This window comes from Corynebacterium sp. TUM25015 (assembly GCF_056393505.1).
In genome coordinates this window covers 471,829-487,759 of the sequence record NZ_CM150783.1, presented here as the reverse complement: position 1 = coordinate 487,759, position 15,931 = coordinate 471,829, and the positions used below count along the sequence as shown (strand labels likewise).

Annotated in this window: 11 protein-coding genes; 4 read left to right on the top strand and 7 right to left on the bottom strand. The window is 60.2% G+C overall.

Annotated features, from left to right (window positions below; genetic code table 11):
• The first annotated feature begins 166 nt into the window (after window positions 1-166).
• A complete protein-coding gene (locus AC06DS_RS02255) occupies window positions 167-451 on the top strand; it encodes a hypothetical protein (protein ID WP_477100880.1) in 285 nt (94 codons plus the stop codon).
• Between the two features lie 117 nt (window positions 452-568).
• On the opposite strand, the gene AC06DS_RS02250 is transcribed toward AC06DS_RS02255, so the two are convergent.
• Both AC06DS_RS02250 and AC06DS_RS02245 read right to left on the bottom strand, forming a co-directional pair.
• Window positions 569-1,915: an amino acid permease gene (locus AC06DS_RS02250; RefSeq protein ID WP_477101216.1), complete on the bottom strand. Its 1,347-nt coding sequence runs from the start codon at window positions 1,913-1,915 to the stop codon at window positions 569-571.
• Window positions 1,916-2,077: 162 nt separating this feature from the next.
• A complete protein-coding gene (locus AC06DS_RS02245) occupies window positions 2,078-4,252 on the bottom strand; it encodes an acyl-CoA dehydrogenase family protein (RefSeq protein ID WP_477100879.1) in 2,175 nt (724 codons plus the stop codon).
• A 137-nt stretch (window positions 4,253-4,389) separates the two neighbouring features.
• On the opposite strand from AC06DS_RS02245, the gene AC06DS_RS02240 reads away from it, so the two are divergent.
• The gene (locus tag AC06DS_RS02240; protein WP_448307781.1) at window positions 4,390-5,727 is read left to right on the top strand and encodes an MFS transporter; all 1,338 of its coding nucleotides are present in this window, start codon (window positions 4,390-4,392) and stop codon (window positions 5,725-5,727) included.
• Here AC06DS_RS02240 and AC06DS_RS02235 read toward each other — a convergent pair.
• From AC06DS_RS02235 to AC06DS_RS02225, 3 genes are all read right to left on the bottom strand, one after another.
• Window positions 5,724-6,941: a hypothetical protein gene (locus AC06DS_RS02235; protein WP_477100878.1), complete on the bottom strand. Its 1,218-nt coding sequence runs from the start codon at window positions 6,939-6,941 to the stop codon at window positions 5,724-5,726. The genes AC06DS_RS02240 and AC06DS_RS02235 overlap by 4 nt on opposite strands.
• Window positions 6,942-6,967: 26 nt before the next feature.
• The gene (locus tag AC06DS_RS02230; RefSeq protein ID WP_477100877.1) at window positions 6,968-8,548 is read right to left on the bottom strand and encodes a M1 family metallopeptidase; all 1,581 of its coding nucleotides are present in this window, start codon (window positions 8,546-8,548) and stop codon (window positions 6,968-6,970) included.
• A gap of 100 nt (window positions 8,549-8,648) precedes the next feature.
• On the bottom strand, window positions 8,649-9,878 hold the full coding sequence (locus AC06DS_RS02225; protein WP_477100876.1) for an alpha/beta hydrolase: 1,230 nt from the start codon (window positions 9,876-9,878) through the stop codon (window positions 8,649-8,651).
• 311 nt (window positions 9,879-10,189) lie between these two features.
• On the opposite strand from AC06DS_RS02225, the gene lpdA reads away from it, so the two are divergent.
• Window positions 10,190-11,620 (top strand): dihydrolipoyl dehydrogenase, encoded by a 1,431-nt coding sequence (lpdA, locus tag AC06DS_RS02220; RefSeq protein WP_434825171.1) that lies wholly within the window; start codon window positions 10,190-10,192, stop codon window positions 11,618-11,620.
• Window positions 11,621-11,711: 91 nt separating this feature from the next.
• Window positions 11,712-12,815 (top strand): hypothetical protein, encoded by a 1,104-nt coding sequence (locus tag AC06DS_RS02215; protein WP_293790845.1) that lies wholly within the window; start codon window positions 11,712-11,714, stop codon window positions 12,813-12,815.
• 37 nt (window positions 12,816-12,852) lie between these two features.
• Here AC06DS_RS02215 and ramB read toward each other — a convergent pair whose 3' ends face one another.
• Window positions 12,853-14,382 carry an acetate metabolism transcriptional regulator RamB gene (ramB, locus tag AC06DS_RS02210; RefSeq protein WP_293790844.1) on the bottom strand — a complete coding sequence of 510 codons (1,530 nt, stop codon included), beginning with the start codon at window positions 14,380-14,382 and terminating at the stop codon, window positions 12,853-12,855.
• A gap of 181 nt (window positions 14,383-14,563) precedes the next feature.
• Window positions 14,564-15,859, bottom strand: a complete 1,296-nt coding sequence (gene aceA / locus AC06DS_RS02205) for an isocitrate lyase (RefSeq protein WP_043012375.1) — start codon at window positions 15,857-15,859, stop codon at window positions 14,564-14,566.
• Window positions 15,860-15,931 lie beyond the last annotated feature (72 nt).

Here is a 15,931-nt window from a genome sequence, read left to right as displayed (position 1 = left end):
TTTGATTGCTAGCGACTGCTAACGTTTCGCCACTCATAAGCGTTTGGTTAAACAAAGCACTTCTAAGCTCGCGAGTTTGCGTCCAATCATTAATGGAACCGTATCCGGGGCAAAGAAGGTTTTTGCACATCTCTACCCGAACCCCTTCAGAAAGGATTTTTCCCCAATGAAGATTCGCAAGTCGCTCATCGCCGGCGTTACCGCCGCAACCGTCACCGCGTGTCTCGCCGCACCTGCCCAGGCCGAAACCCACACCCCCACCACCCAAGTACAGGCTGCGGAAACTCCGAACACTAAGTCCCCGCTCGGCTCAGTGAACACCATCTGGGAAAACACCCCGGCTTGGCTGCGCGGCCCCCTCTTTACACCGCTGGCACTCATCTGGGCCATTATTTACGGCCTAGTTGGCGCTAAGAACTCCACAGCGCCATCCGGCAGTCTTTCTCTCTAAGGCGACAGCGCGAACCCTAGTAGCTCAGTGGATACAGCATGCCTAACCGGCACCTCAGTTGTTTTTGTTATGGGGTGCCGGTTAGCCGTGCTGTTGGTGCATTCGCGGCGAGCTTTATTAGAGGGAGGAAGGCAGGGGCAGCTTCTCGAAGGGGCTCAACCCACGGATGGCGGAATTGGCGAAGCTGGCCACCACTAAGATCGTAAACATTACGGTCGCCGACAATAGCTGCACTCGGGAACCCGGATCCGTCAACATGAGGACGGCCAGGCTGGCGAGCACTGCGAGCGTGACGATGGTCAGAATAGGGAAAGCCCACATGCGGATTGGCAGCGTTCCACCGGCATGCCGCTCTAGTCGACGGCGCAGACGCAGCTCGGAGACGGCGATGAACGTCCACACGATCAACAATGAGGCACCTGCAGAGTTCAACATGAAGGTCAGCAGCCAGCCCGTGTCCAGGTAATTCAGCACCACCATCACGATGGAAAGCGCGACGGAAAGGATAATCGCGTTGACCGGTACGCCTCGGCGGTCAACGCGGGTGAAGATCTTTGGTGCCTCGTGGCGCTTAGCCAGGGAGAACATCATGCGGCTGGAGGCGTAAATCTGCGCATTGAAGGCTGACAAGAGCGCCAGAACGATGATGGCTTCCATAAAACCGACGACGCCCGGAATGCCCGCCAGGTTCAGTACTCGGGTGAAGGGACTATCGGCCGCGCTTTCTGCCTGCCCCAGTGAAGAGTGGGGGAGCAGGAAGGTAATCACCAGTACCGAGCCCAGGTAGAACAGCGAGATGCGGGTAATGGTGGAACGCACGGCATTGATCAGCGACTGCTGCGGGTTTTCAGACTCCGCAGCGGCGATAGCAACCACCTCGATGCCGCCGAAGGCGAAGGCTACGGCCAGGATTGCCGTAGCTACACCGCCTACGCCGTTGGGCATGAATCCATCGGCGGTGAAGACCTCCGTGCCGATGAATGTGTGCCCCGGTAGCAGGCCGAATATCAATAGGAAACCGATGACCAGGAAGGCCACCAGTACGGCCACCTTGATGAACGCGAACCAGAACTCGAACTCGCCGAAGGCTCGGATCTGTAGCAGATTCACCACGCCGAAGAAAAGCACGCAGATGGCGGCGGGGATCCAGGCGTCAATACCGAACCACGCACCCATAAAGCTCGCCGCACCAGTAATTTCGGCGCCGAGTACCGCGACGGTGGCAAGCCAGTAAATCCATCCTTGCGTGAAACCAGCCCAGCGTCCAATGCCGTGCTCGGCGTACTCGGAAAAGGAACCCGAGGCAGGGATGACGGTGCCCATCTCTCCCAGCATCTGCATGACAAGAATGGCGATGAGTCCCGCGACGATATAAGCCAGCAGTACGGCCGGCCCAGCCGCTTCGATCCCCACGCCGGTGCCCAGGAACAGCCCGGCGCCGATGGTGGAACCCAGACCCATCATCGTGAGGTGACGGACTTTCAGACCATTGCCGAGCTTCGCATCGCCGGAACGGGAGTCCGGGTGCGAGCTGGCGCTATTTGGGGAGGTGGAGGGGGTGGAGGTCATTCTCTAAGAATACGATGTGGGGTTCGCGCTAGAGAATGCAGGTGTTGGAAAGCCCGCCTATCCCTCCTGCCCGGCGGCGGGGTCGGACTCGTACTTCGGCACCATCGCGTCGTAGTCCTCCATCAGCTTCAGCTCTGTGATGTGGTCCGGGATGCCGAAAGCATCTACCAGCGTCTGCGACCACGGCCCCAGGGAATCCACCAGGTCGTTCAGAGCGGCACGTGCAGCCTTGGTGCGGGTACCTGTAAGCAGGTTCTGCTCGAGGTACCAGCTTGCGTTGTCCACGATGCAGCTGAGGAAGTACACGTCGCGAACCTGCTCCAGCACGCGCTGGGCGTCCTCCGACTCCAGCTTGGACTCGGCCTCCACGAAGGCCTCGAAGACAATGCGATCCACGTGGGCCCAGCCGACGGCCAACAGGTGATCTTGTGCGCGATCCACGAGCTGGGCTGCTTCAACCACTTCCATCTTGCGGGCCGGGCGAAGGCGCCGGGCGAGCGAGCGCATTAGACGATCCTCCCGTTCGGTGAGCAGGTTGATTTGGTAGGCCGGGTCGAATAGCGAGGTCTCCTCGGAGTCGCTGAAGGTATCCACCAGGTTCTGGATCAGCGCATCTGCGGCGGTGCGGCGGCGCAGCAACGTGCCGAAGCTATCCAGCCCGAAGCGCACCATTTCCATCGGGTTCAGGCCGCCGAGTTCCTTGGCGAAGCCGGTCATCAGTTCCTTGGCGGCAAGTTGCATCATCACGACGTTGTCGCCCTCGAAGGTGGTGAACACATCCGAGTCGGCCTTCAACGTAGTTAGCAGGTTTTCCGCCATGTACCCGGCGCCTCCGCAAGCTTCGCGGACTTCCTGGATCGTGTCGGTGGCGTGGGCGGTGTTGGCGGCCTTCAGCGCTGCAGCGTGCGCCTCAACCTCGCGTTGGTCGGCCTGCTGTTCCTTGGTGTGCTGTGTGGGATCCAACCCGAGCTGATCCAGCTCGTGCACGCGCGCGATCAGCTTGTTCGTAGCGAACTGCAGGCCGTAGGCGCGCGCTACACGTGGGATGAGGCGCAGGCGGTGCCATCGGTGTTCGATCAATCGGTTTTCTGGAAGCGAATCGTCGGGAGCGAATTGACGCCGCAGGTTCGCGTACGTTACACCGATGTCTAGCGCGGTGCGGGCGGCCGCACCGGCGGCAGCTCCCACAGTCACGCGGCCGCGCACCAGGGCTCCGAGCATTGTGAAGAAGCGTCGGTTTGGGTTTTCGATAGGGGAGCTGTAGTTACCTTCTTCATCAACGTCGGCAAAGCGGTTCAGCAGCGCTTCGCGTGGCACGCGGTAGTTATCGAAGCTGATAGTGCCGTTGTCTACGCCTTTCAGCCCGCCCTTGTAGCCGTGGTCGCCGATGCGTACTCCGGCGATGGCAGAACCATCGTCCTCGCGGATGCGCACCAGGAGGCAGTGCACACCCTGGGAATCGGACGGGGATTCTTCCTGTCCTTCGGCATTGTCGTTGTTGGGAACGATGAGCTGCGCAAACACAGCAGCCCAGCGACCATCGCGTGCGGCGTTACCGATGTACCACTTTTCGGCAGAGGCAGTGGGGGAGTTGATGATGAACTCCCGCGTCGCCGGGTCATAGGTTGCCGTGGTCTCCAACTGCTGCACATCGGAGCCGTGGCCGCGCTCTGTCATGGCAAAGCAGCCAAGCGCGTCGAGATTCATTAGCTGCGTCACCATCTCCTGGTGGCGTTCAGTGCCCAGGTTGCCCACGGCACCGCCAAATAGACCCCATTGCACGCCGGACTTCACCATCAGGGAAAGGTCTGCATGGCCCAGCATCTCAATTGAGGTCAGGCAGTGGCCCGTGTTTCCCGTGCCGCCTTGGTCTTTGCGGAAGGCATCCTTTGGCATTCCAGATTCGCGAACTTGCTGAAGTTGTTCGGTAGTGCGGGCGCGAGACTGTTCGAGGTCAAGATCCGCACGCGGGAGAATGTCGGGATTCGCCAACACCTGGCGGGTCGCTGCACGCGCGGTGGGGAAGTCACCGTCGAGAACAAGCTTTAGCTCTTTTGCTATCGACGCCTGCTCTTCAGCGTTGGGAGCGCTGGCCAAAGTCTTGGGCGCCGACGTCGATCGGCGGAGTGCAAAGCCCGAATTGTCGGAAATTCCATCAACTTTCTTTGATGTGACCGAGTTATCAGTCGGAGTGGTGCTTTCGGTAGCGTTTTTGGACTGGTTTGGTGACATAGCCTCAAGGGTACGTAAAAATGTGATCTGCGACTCAAAAAATTAGCAATAAAATTATGTCTAAATTGGCTAGCTTGGAGACTTCGACTTCGATAGTGCGTTGGTAGTCCCCAATGAGGGTGGCTAGGCTCTTCCCTATGACCGAGGACACATTCGACGAAGCACAGCAGGAAGTGAAGCAACCCGCGCAAGGCCAATCCATGCAGCGTGAAGCTATGCGTAGCCACAAAGTCAACCCCTCCACTCGCGGAGCGGCAAGCCGTGCCCAGAAACGGTATTGGCTGCTCGTGGCCTGTGGCGTGCTGGCGGTGGCCTACGCCGGTAATGAGTTCACTCCAATGATGGTTTTCTACCGTGGGGAAAACGTATTCGGCTCGGTCTTCGTCGATGCTCTGTTGGCCTGCTACGCCGCAGGAATCGCAGCTGGTCTGCTGCTGTGCGGTCCACTATCCGACCGCTACGGTCGTCGCATCGTCATGTTGCCCGCACCGGTCATTAGCCTGGTCGGCAGCGTCCTTATTGCAATGGGCGAAATGAATGAACCCCTGATCTTCACCGGTCGCGTGCTGAGTGGTTTTGCAGTCGGCATGGTGATGACCGCAGGCGGTGCCTGGATCAAGGAACTATCCACACCTTCGTTCGACCCGAGTGCCGGGGAGGGGGCAGGTGCTCGCCGAGCAACGATGTCCCTCACCTTCGGTTTCGCAGTGGGCGCCGCTGTGGCGGGCCTGCTTGCCGAGTGGGGTCCTGCGCCGGGACAAACGCCCTACATCATCAGCATCGTGCTGTGCGCCTTGTCCATGGTCGGCCTCTTGGGCGTTCCGGAAACCCGACAAAATGCCCACCTCAAGGTCAAGGGATCCTTCTGGTCGGATCTTAACGTGCCCTCCCTTCGCCACCCCCGCTTCCTCACCGCCGTTATTCCCATCGCCCCGTGGGTTTTCGGCTGTGCGGGCGTGGCCTACGCCATCATGCCGAGCTTGGCGCAGGATGAGGTCTCTTATCCCATCGCCTTTTCGGCAGGCATCACCGCAGTTGCATTGTTGTTCGGCTTTGGCATTCAGCAGGTGTCCAATAAGTACATCAACCCGAACAACTCGCAAGCTCAACAGCTCGGCCTGGTGCTGGTGATCATCGGCATGATTGTGGCAGCCTGGACCGCCCACGTGGGCTCGCTCATCGGCACTATTGTCGTCGGGCTTATCCTGGGTACCGGATACGGCGTGTGCCTGATTTCCGGACTGACGGAAGTCCAACGAATCGCCAGCGCTGATGATCTCGGTGGACTGACCGCTTTCTTCTACACAATCACCTATATCGGCTTCTTCTTCCCGATGATCCTGTCCCGTTTGAAGGATTGGTTCACTTACACCGAGATGCTGGGCTTTGGTGCGGTGGTTGCCCTTATCGGCCTTGTCGTGGTGACGCTGACCTCCAAGAAGTTCATTCCTGAACCACAGCAATCGGAAGCCTAGCTTTCGGTCCTCTTTTCCCCGCCCGCCAGCGCAAGCACACCCAGTTGCACCGCTGCACCGATGGCCGGACCGGTCGCCAGCGCCCAAATGGCGCGCGTATCGGGGGAGTAGTCCATCAAAAGAACCACCGTTGACAAAGCAATAGCGATTAACCAGCCAGCGGTGTAGAGATTGTGACGATCCGCTGCCAGCGCAGCCGAGCCACTGATCATCAGGATGGCTGTCGCTCCGGAAACGAGGGTTAGCCACCCGAGGGTGGCAGGGGAGGAGATCACGGCGGCGTCAAAAAACAACCCCATTAGTGGCGCGGCCAGGAAGTAGGCCGCGATGCCACCAATAGCAGCGACGCCCCCCACCGCTGCAATGGGCAAAGTGGCGGCACGCAGCACCTGTTCGCGGTGCTTAGTGAAATGCACAATCAGCGCCGGCTGGAAGCGCTGGAGGGGGACCAGAATCGGCGCGCGGGTGAGGGTAATCGCGGTGATAGTTGCGGCGAGCGCGCCGGGGCCGACATCTGCCCCCGAGGTATAACGCAGTAACACGCTAAAGCCCGTAATCATCACGGCATTAGCTCCGGAGGCGATCATGGCCTTCACCGTGCGTGCGAGGAAAGGGCGAGCGGCGACATCCGCGCGGTCGCTCAGTGTGGCACGTGCTGAACGAGAACAGAACAGGATAAGCAGCCACGTGGCTGCGCCGATCACCGTGACAAACAAATAGGCCAGCAGCTGCCATCCCAGTAGCCAGGCAACCACGGCCAACGCTAGACGCACTCCGGAATCAATGGCCATCAACCAGGCGAAACTAGGCCAGGAATGGTTCGCAGACAGTAGGCCACACACTGTCGCTTGGAACGTATAACAGGCTAGGCCCACAGCCAATAAGACAAGACCCCATCCAGTTAACCCGGGGACGAGCTCGCTGATCCACAGCGGGCCGGTAATCAGTACCAGCGCTCCAATTACGAGTGCGATGTAGCCTGTCAACGCGAACGGGCGGGGCGCTGGGCGGGGGTTTGTCTGCGCACGTCGGGTGGAGACCGCCCGTGCGGTCTCCTGCATAAGCCCATCCAGCACGCCCGTCATTGCAAAGAAGAGCGACCAATAGACCATGAAATCTTCATATCCGGCGGTGGGAAGCCCCTTATTGGCAACCCAAATAACCAAATATCCGGCGATGGCCACGAAGACGGTGGCAAGCGAAATGGCGCGCATCGTTAACCCCGCGAAAGGTCGCTCTGCTAGTCCTGCAGCCTGTCGCTGAGCTCGCCGAGTTTCTGGCCTACCCGCTTCAGCGCATCTACTGCGCGCGCCGGGCCAGACGCATCGACCATCTCCGCAGCTGGCCCTGCGGGTAGTTCGCGCAACTGCGCATCGCTGAGCTCAAGACCCTCGCCGCCAGGGAACTCGGGCAGGTCTTGGTGACGCAACCAGCGATCGAAAAGCCCTTGTACCTCACTGCGGGCAATACCGTTTTCCTCCGCGATGGAGTGTGCCAGGTTTTCCAGGTCGCGAGTTTCCACCAGTCCCATGCGGTGTTGGGTGGTCCAACGTTGAACCATGTCGAAGAAGGCAGCGTCGCCCAGCAGCACCCGCAGGGCGTGGACGGTGAGTGCGCCGCGCTTGTAGACCCGGTCGTCGAACATATCGTCCACACCGGGGTCGATCAGCAGAATGTCCTGCGGTTTTTCGGCCAGCGCCCGGTGATGAGCCCATGCGTGGTGAGCAGCGGGAATGCCCTGCGATTTTTCAAACCACAGCCATTCGGAGTAGCACGCGAACCCCTCGTTGAGCCAGATATCCCGCCATTCGACTAGTCCGACGGAGTTGCCAAACCACTGGTGGGATAGCTCGTGGGCGATCAATCGTTCCCAGGTGTGCTTGCCGTCGGCGTGGTTGCAGCCGAACATGCTGATGCCCTGAGCCTCGAGTGGAATTTCCATTTCCTCGTCAGTTACCACCACCGAGTATTCCGGGAAGGGATAGGGGCCGAAGAGATCCGAGTACACCTCGACCATCTCCGTCTGCTGGCCGAAGTCTTCCTGTACTAGCTCACGAACTCGCTTAGCGTGTTCGGTGCCCTGCGGAAGCCAGCCGAAAACCGGGACGTTCCTGCGACCGAGTTTCGCGCTACGGAAATCCACACGTTGGTACGTGCCTACGTATACCGCGGCCAGATAGGTGGCCATGGGATAGCGTGTTTCGAACACCCGGGTTGTGTTGTTTCCCTTGTTGAATTCCTCTACCAGGGTGCCATGGGCAATGGCGGTGACATCCCGGTGTGCGGTGATTGCCACGCGGAACATTGCCTTCTCGTCCGGGGTGTCATCGCAGGGGAACCAGCTAGGAGCGCCATTGGGTTGGCCGGCCACGAGGGCACCGTTGTCGGTCTCCTCCCAGCCGACCTCACCCCATTTGGAGCGCAGAGGGCGCGGGTAGCCGCCGTACCTGATGGTCAGGTCGAAGGACTGATCCTCGGCAATCTCTTCTGTGAAAGTGATCGTCAGCTTGTTGCCGTTGTGCCGGAAGCGGCGGATCTTCATCGTTCCATTCGCGGCGGCAGCGCCGTGGCCTGACACCTCAACTCGGTTGACAGCCAGATTATTAGCCAAATCCAACGTCATCGACTTCAGCGGCCGGTAGTTTTCAACCGATAGGCGAGCGACACCGTTGAGGTGGTTGGGCTCGACGTTGTAATTCAGTTGCAAGTCGTAGCTCAGCACGTGGAAACCGAGGTTGAAGTCCACACCCGTGTACGCATCCCGAGCTCCAGCGATAGGGGAACTGCGGAAAGGGCGGGGCTGCTGTTGCGTTTGAGTCATGTAAGGCACACTACTCTCTGCATAGGACAACCCCCGCCACGGAGGTGGTCTGTGGCGGGGGATGTGGTGGTCTAGCTGTTTAAGGGTTTGTGCTAGGCGTTTAGGAACCGGAGGTGGAACCTGCCCAGTAATCCTCTGGGGAGATCGGCTTGGTCGGCTCCAGCGGCGGACGCTTGGCGCCGGTGCCCAGGCCAGCTACCAGGTCGCCCCAGTAGCCGCGCAGGTCGTCCTGCCAGTAGCCCCACTGGTGCGTGCCAGCCGGACGGAAGTTGTAGGTCACCGGGATTTTCAGCGACTTGGTCTTGCGCTCCAGGTCGCGGGTGCAGGCGTTGGTGGCGCCCTCGATGACGGAGCCTTCGAAGATCACCTGTGCAGCGGCGGAAGGTTGGCCGTTAACGCGCTTCGACCAGGGCATATCGTGCTCGCCCGGGAAGCCGGAGCTAGTGGAGACGTAGATGTTCTTCTGACCGCGCAGCTTCTCAGCGTTGATCAGAGCATCGTTGTTGCGAGCAACCTTGCCGTTGACCGGACCCCACATCTTCGTGAAGTCCGTACCGCCACGGTTCAGCACCAGGTCGATAAACTTCGGAGTCAGACCCGTGGTGGTTGCAGCGCAACCGGAGAAGGAGCCGACGGAGTCGTAGAAGCCCGGGTGGTGCTCGGCGAATAGCAGGGAGGTGGTGCCGGTCATGGACATACCAGCGATAGCGCGCTTGTCGTTAGCCTTCAGAGCCGGCTCGATGGCCTGCGGCAGCTCGCGGGTCAGGAAGGTCTCCCACTTCTGCGGGCCCTTGATGTAGGGAGTGTTCGGCTCGGTGATCCAGTCGGTGTAGTAGGAGTAAGCGCCGGACATGGGGATTACGATGTTGGCGCCGATACCGGGGCTGACGGTGCCCTTGTTAGCGTCATCGTTGCCGCCGTAGTAGGTCACGATGTCAGTCTGGCGGATCCAGTTAGCGATACCCTCGCCACCGTCAGCGCCGTTCAGCATGTACAGGGTCGGCGCATTGTCGCGCTTCTTTACATCACGGGGCTGGATAACAACCAGCGGGACGTGGCGCTTCATGGAGGGAGAGTAAGCGGAGACTTCCTGCACATTGTCAAAGCCCTTGGCTCGCAGGGACGAGATGATTCCGCGCCATGCAGTAGCCTCTGAAGGCTGGTCTGGAGTGCTGGTGTTCATCTTCAGCTCTGCTGGGGCGATACCTGCCGCCTTCTGTGCTGCAGTAACGGTAGCGGCCTGGGTGGCCGGAGCAGTGACTGCAACCGTGGCGAAAGGTGCGATTGCGGCCGTGACGGCAGCAAGGGTGCGGGCGATGCTTCGCTTCATTTAGTTGATCCTTCTGTGGGGCCACGCCCGGGGAAACGTCAGAAACTCAAGATCCGATGCGTGGATGATCAGTTGAAAGATTGAGAGATTCGTAGGCAGTTGCTAGAAACCTCTCAGGTCATAGGGGACTTTACCTAACCTTAGTGAGCAATGGGAACCCGAGGAGCTAATTAGTTTTTATGGGGAGCCCGAAAACGGGGGTGTTACTCATGTGGCTAGCGAGGCGGGAGTTAAGTCTTGAGTCGGGGTGTGTGCTATGGGAGGCGTGTGGGCGTCACATAAATAAAGAAGATTAAGTACCCTTGGATCTTGTGGCTAAAGAACATTTTGACGTAGTAGTACTCGGAGCAGGCCCTGGCGGATACGTGGCGGCGATTCGCGCCGCTCAGTTGGGTCTGAAGACCGCCGTTATCGAAAAGCAGTACTGGGGTGGCGTATGCCTCAACGTGGGCTGCATCCCCTCAAAGGCGCTGATCCGCAACGCTGAACTCGCGCACACCATCACCAAGGAAGCCAAGACCTACGGCATCACTGGCGATAACATCTCGATGGACTTCAAGGTGGCGCACCAGCGCTCCCGCAAGGTCTCGGGCAACATCGTCAAGGGTGTGCACTACCTGATGAAGAAGAACAAGATTCAGGAGATCCACGGCCGCGGCAACTTCGTCGACGATAAGACCATCGAGGTTTCCGATGGTGACGACGCCGGAAAGACCATTACTTTCGACAACTGCATCATCGCTACCGGCTCCGTTGTGAAGTCCCTGCCGGGCGTAGAGCTGGGCGGCAACATCGTCTCCTTCGAAGAGCAGATCCTGGACGAGAACAAGCCGGACTCCATGGTTGTCATCGGTGCCGGAGCTATCGGCATGGAGTTCGCCTACGTGCTGTCCAACTTCGGTGTGGACATCACCGTGGTCGAGTTCATGGACCGCGTCCTGCCGAACGAGGATAAGGACGTCTCCAAGGAGATCACCAAGCAGTACAAGAAGCTGGGCGTAACTCTGAAGACCGGGCACAAGACCACCGCCGTTCGCGACCTGGGCGAAGGCAAGGGTGTTGAGGTGGACATCGAATCCGCTGATGGCTCCAAGTCCGAGACCCTGAAGGCCGACCGCGTGATGGTTTCTATCGGCTTTGCACCGCGCGTGGAGGGTTACGGCCTGGAGAACACTGGCGTGAAGCTGACCGAGCGCGGTGCCATCGACATCGACGACGAAATGCGCACCAGCGTTCCGCACATCTACGCCATCGGTGACGTCACCGCCAAGCTGCAGCTGGCACACGTCGCAGAGGCGCAGGGTGTGGTTGCGGCTGAGGTTATCGCCGGCGAAGAGACCGAGCTGCTGGGCGACTACATGATGATGCCGCGCGCCACCTTCTGCTTCCCGCAGGTTGCTTCCTTCGGTTACACCGAGGAAGCTGCCAAGAAGCAGGCAGAGGAGGAAGGCCGTGAGGTGAAGGTCGCTACCTTCCCTTACACCGCAAACGGCAAGGCACAGGGCCTGGGCCACGGCGTGGGCTTCGTGAAGCTGGTGGCAGACGCTGAGTACGGCGAACTGCTAGGTGCTCACATGGTCGGCCCGGATGTCTCTGAGCTGCTGCCGGAGCTGACTCTGGCACAGCGCTTCGACCTGACGGCTGAGGAGATTTCCCGCAACGTTCACACGCACCCGACCCTGTCGGAGGCAATGAAGGAAGCCGCCCACGGCATCGCCGGCGGGCACATGATCAACCTCTAAGAAGGTTCGATCGGCCAGTATTTCCCTGGTTAGGTGCAGGTGGAGTAGGATTTCGGGCAAATCCTTCCCCTGCCACGATTGGTGCCCAGACTTGCCAGAGAAGATTGGCTTGCTGGCAGACCGAGGACTGCCAGCGGTGCGTGTGCGCGCCATGCTCCAACAGCTCGCTAAGGCCTCGGAGAATCACGTCTCCGGGACCAAACCCATCCTCGAATTCCGCACCGGAACGCTGCCGATGGACGAGTTCGGAAACGTCCGCCTCGCCGACACTGCCCCCGGAATCCTACGCGACTACGGCTGGGATCGGCTGGTGTACGTCACCGACCTGCCGCTGACCACCCGCAGGCCGGTAATCAGCCAGACCGTCGAGCAGGGCAAGGCCACCATGTTGTGCCTGCCTGCCTTTGGCCTGCTGCGAGCCAAAGAAGGACTGTGGCAGGAGCTGTCGCGCCTGGTCTGCGGCAAGCACGCCGGAGCTGGCCAGCGCGAAAAAGGCGTAGACGAGATCGAGGGCGGCGACGTAGAGGCCGATACCACCCGCGTACTCGAAGGCCGTGGGCGCACCCTGCGCCTGCTGTTGGGAATGATCCGCGGCAACCGTCCCGGCCAATTGCTCAAGGTGCTCTCCAGCTGCCTGGCCACGGGCGTGGCCACAGGCGGTTTCGGCATCTTTTATGGTTCTGTGTGGGAGATGTCCTACCTGATCAGCCCGTGGCGGCAGATCATGATCACCATCCTTTCCATTACTCTCCTGACCTTCTGGTTGATCTACAAGAACGGCCTGTGGAATGGGGGATATAGCCGTAAGGCGGAACCGTCCGTGTTGAGCGTCGGCGCCGATGCAACCTCCACACAGGCTTCCTCCGACAGTGTCGAGTGGTGGCGCGCCCGGATGGATAACCTGGCCACCATCGGCACGGTGCTGATCTCCGCTACCGGCGTCTATGCCCTGATCTACCTGACGATGCTGCTGGTCAGCGCCGCGGTTGTGCCGGTGCCCTTCTTTGAAAACAAGGTGAACTCCACTATCACGCCGCTGGATTATTTGACGCTGGCATGGTTTGCGGCGTCACTAGGTACACTCGGCGGAGCACTCGGCTCGAGCTTCGATACCGACGAATCCGTGCGAGAGGCAACATATAACCGTCGGGAGCTGCAGCGCAGGCAGATCGTTGGTCTCTTCGACGGCGATTAGCCCCTCATTGCGGGGCTCCTCATCGCACGGGCTAGTACTAGTACGGCGACACGCTCGAACGGTGCGGGTCGATCTCCAACGAGCGGTGGATCGGTGGAAACGCGCGCTGCGGACAATTGTCGCGCGGGCACAGTCGGCAGCCGGAGCCGATTGGCACCGCCGCGGACGTATCCTTCAGATCCAACCCATCCGAATACACCGTTCGGTCGGCGTGCCGCAGCTCGCAGCCCAGCCCGATGGCGAACATCTTTCCCGGCTGGCCCCAGGCCGCGCGGTGGTGGTTCACGGTGCGCGCGATCCACAGGTAGGTTCTCCCGTCCGGCATCTGCGCGATCTGCCGCATGATCTTGCCGGGGTAGCTAAACGTCTCGTACACATTCCACAGTGGGCACGTGCCACCCGAGTTCGATAGGTGTAGGCCTGTCGCTGACTGGCGTTTGGACATGTTGCCCGCACGGTCCACGCGCACAAAGGTCCAGGGCACGCCACGGAGGCTGGGGCGCTGCAAGCTGGAAAGACGGTGGCAGACGGTCTCGTAGCCCACGCCGTATTCGCGCATGAGGAATTCGAGGTCGTAGCGCGATTCTTCGGCCGAGCTGTGGAACTGCCGGTAGGGCAGCAGAAGTGCGGCGGCATAATAGCTAGCTAAGCCACGGCGCGCCAGCGCGCGGGATTCTTCGGATTGGAAGTGCCCCAGCTCCACCAGCGAGTCGATCGTTGTGCCCGCTTCCAGGTAGGCCAACTCTGTAGCCAGTCGGAACGCAATCTGCCCGGGGCGCATCTTCGACGACACGTGGAGTGTCTTTTTCTGCGGGTCGAACTTGTGCTGCGTGTCGCCCAGGTCTCGCGAGTAAATCACCTGTACTTGGTGTACCTGTTGTAGGCGCTCGGCGATGATCTGTTCGGTGTGGTGTATCTGGTTCGCCCCGATGTTTATTTTGGACGCCAACTTTTCCGCCGCCACATCGAGAACATCGATGTAGTTCTGCCTGGCGTAGAAGAAATCGCGGACTTCATCGTGTGGCATAGAGAACGCTTCTGGCCCGGAGGCTCGCCCGAAGAGTTCACCCTTGGGAGTGATGGAGAGGATGGCGGATCCCTGCACACGCTCCTCTGTGAGCAGTGAGAGCGTATCCGAGACATTGCGGTAGCGGGAGTGTAGATCCACGAAGGCACGCGCGAGATCTGGGTGGTTCTTTACAAGCGCGGCTAGTTCGGTGACATCCGCCGGGGTGGGGCTGATTTCCGGATCGAGGGTGACATCTTGGATTTCCGCAAGGAGGCGGGTGGAATCTTGATCTGCGAAGAAGGTTGGGTCGATGCCGAATGCAGCGGTGATGCGCTCCAACACGGCGGTGGTTAGCGGGCGTCCGTCGTGCTCGATCTGGTTTACGTAGCTGGCGGAGAGGTCCAGGATCTCGGCTAGGCGTGCCTGGGAGATTCCGCGTTCCTTGCGCAGTTGGCGGAGGCGGGAACCAACAAAGGGGCGCTCTGCGCCTGTCTCGGCGGTGGAGTTTCCGCCGCCTCTGTTTTGTGATCCTCGTGTTGGTTCAGTCCGTTTGGCCATGGTGTTCACCAGTATATTCCCCGCGGCCTGGTCTGGGGCTCAAGTAAGACGCCCAGGTGAGTATGCGAGTTCAAACCGAAAGAGAAACCCCGGCCAGCACTTGCGTGCTGACCGGGGTTTGAGCATGTCACAGGCCTAGAAGCCCGCGCAGCTAGTTCCTAGCGCTTGGAGAGCAAGCGGCTTAGTGGAACTGGCCCTCCTCGGTGGAGCCCTTCAGGGCGGTGGTGGAGGAGTTCGGGTCGACGGTGGTGGCAATCTTGTCGAAGTAGCCTGCACCGACCTCGCGCTGGTGCTTCACAGCGGTGAAGCCGCGCTCCTTGGCGGAAGCGAACTCGCGGTTCTGCAGCTCCACGAAAGCGGACATCTGGTTGCGGGCGTAGCCGTAAGCCAGGTCGAACATGGAGTGGTTCAGAGCGTGGAAGCCAGCCAGGGTGATGAACTGGAACTTGAAGCCCATTGCGCCCAGCTCGTTCTGGAACTTGGCGATGGTGTCGTCGTCCAGGTGTGCAGACCAGTTGAAGGACGGGGAGCAGTTGTAAGCCAGCAGCTGATCCGGGAACTCGGAGCGAACGGCCTCAGCGAACTTCTTAGCCAGCTCCAGGTCCGGGGTGCCGGTCTCCATCCAGATCAGGTCGGCGTACGGAGCGTATGCCTTCGCACGAGCGATGCAAGGCTCGATGCCGTTCTGGACGTTGTAGAAGCCCTCAGCGGTGCGGCCGCCGGTCAGGAACGGCTTGTCGCGATCGTCAACGTCGGAGGTCAGCAGGGTAGCGGCCTCAGCGTCGGTACGAGCAACAACCAGGGTCGGGGTGTTGGCAACGTCAGCTGCTAGACGTGCGGAGTTCAGGGTACGGATGTGCTGCTGGGTCGGGATCAGAACCTTGCCGCCCAGGTGGCCACACTTCTTCTCGGAGGCCAGCTGGTCCTCCCAGTGGGTACCTGCAGCGCCGGCCTTGATCATGGCCTTCTGCAGCTCGTAAACGTTCAGTGCGCCACCGAAGCCAGCTTCGCCGTCAGCAACGATCGGAACCAGCCAGTTGTCAACGGAGGTGTCGCCCTCAACGCGAGCGATCTCGTCAGCGCGGGACAGCGCGTTGTTGATGCGCTGAACAACAGACGGAACGGAGTTAGCCGGGTACAGGGACTGGTCGGGGTAGGTGTGGCCGGACAGGTTGGCGTCACCAGCGACCTGCCAACCGGACAGGTAAACAGCCTTCAGGCCTGCGCGGACCTGCTGAACAGCCTGGTTACCGGTCAGTGCGCCCAGAGCGTTGATGTAGGAATCGTCATCCTTGTTGACTGCTTCCCACAGGATCTCAGCGCCGCGGCGTGCCAGGGTGTGCTCTTCAACAACGGTGCCCTGCAGCTCAGCGACCTGCTCTGCGGTGTAATCGCGCTCGACGTTAGCCCAACGGGGGTTCTCGTCCCAGTCCTTCTGGATTTCTTCAGCGGTACGTGCCTTGCCGACGTTCGACATGTAGGGGTCACTTCCTTACTAATTAAGGGGAGAGTTATGTCTTGGTCCCTGCCCGGGGGTTCCTGGCGGGGG

Bases quoted from the DNA above. Each gene is read 5' to 3' on its own strand.
- ramB (WP_293790844.1), bottom strand. From the start codon at position 14,382: ATGGCCAAACGGACTGAACCAACACGAGGATCACAAAACAGAGGCGGC.
- AC06DS_RS02255 (WP_477100880.1), top strand. From the start codon at position 167: ATGAAGATTCGCAAGTCGCTCATCGCCGGCGTTACCGCCGCAACCGTC.
- aceA (WP_043012375.1), bottom strand. From the start codon at position 15,859: ATGTCGAACGTCGGCAAGGCACGTACCGCTGAAGAAATCCAGAAGGAC.
- AC06DS_RS02235 (WP_477100878.1), bottom strand. From the start codon at position 6,941: ATGCGCGCCATTTCGCTTGCCACCGTCTTCGTGGCCATCGCCGGATAT.
- AC06DS_RS02225 (WP_477100876.1), bottom strand. From the start codon at position 9,878: ATGAAGCGAAGCATCGCCCGCACCCTTGCTGCCGTCACGGCCGCAATC.
- AC06DS_RS02250 (WP_477101216.1), bottom strand. From the start codon at position 1,915: ATGATGGGTCTGGGTTCCACCATCGGCGCCGGGCTGTTCCTGGGCACC.
- AC06DS_RS02240 (WP_448307781.1), top strand. From the start codon at position 4,390: ATGACCGAGGACACATTCGACGAAGCACAGCAGGAAGTGAAGCAACCC.
- AC06DS_RS02245 (WP_477100879.1), bottom strand. From the start codon at position 4,252: ATGTCACCAAACCAGTCCAAAAACGCTACCGAAAGCACCACTCCGACT.
- AC06DS_RS02230 (WP_477100877.1), bottom strand. From the start codon at position 8,548: ATGACTCAAACGCAACAGCAGCCCCGCCCTTTCCGCAGTTCCCCTATC.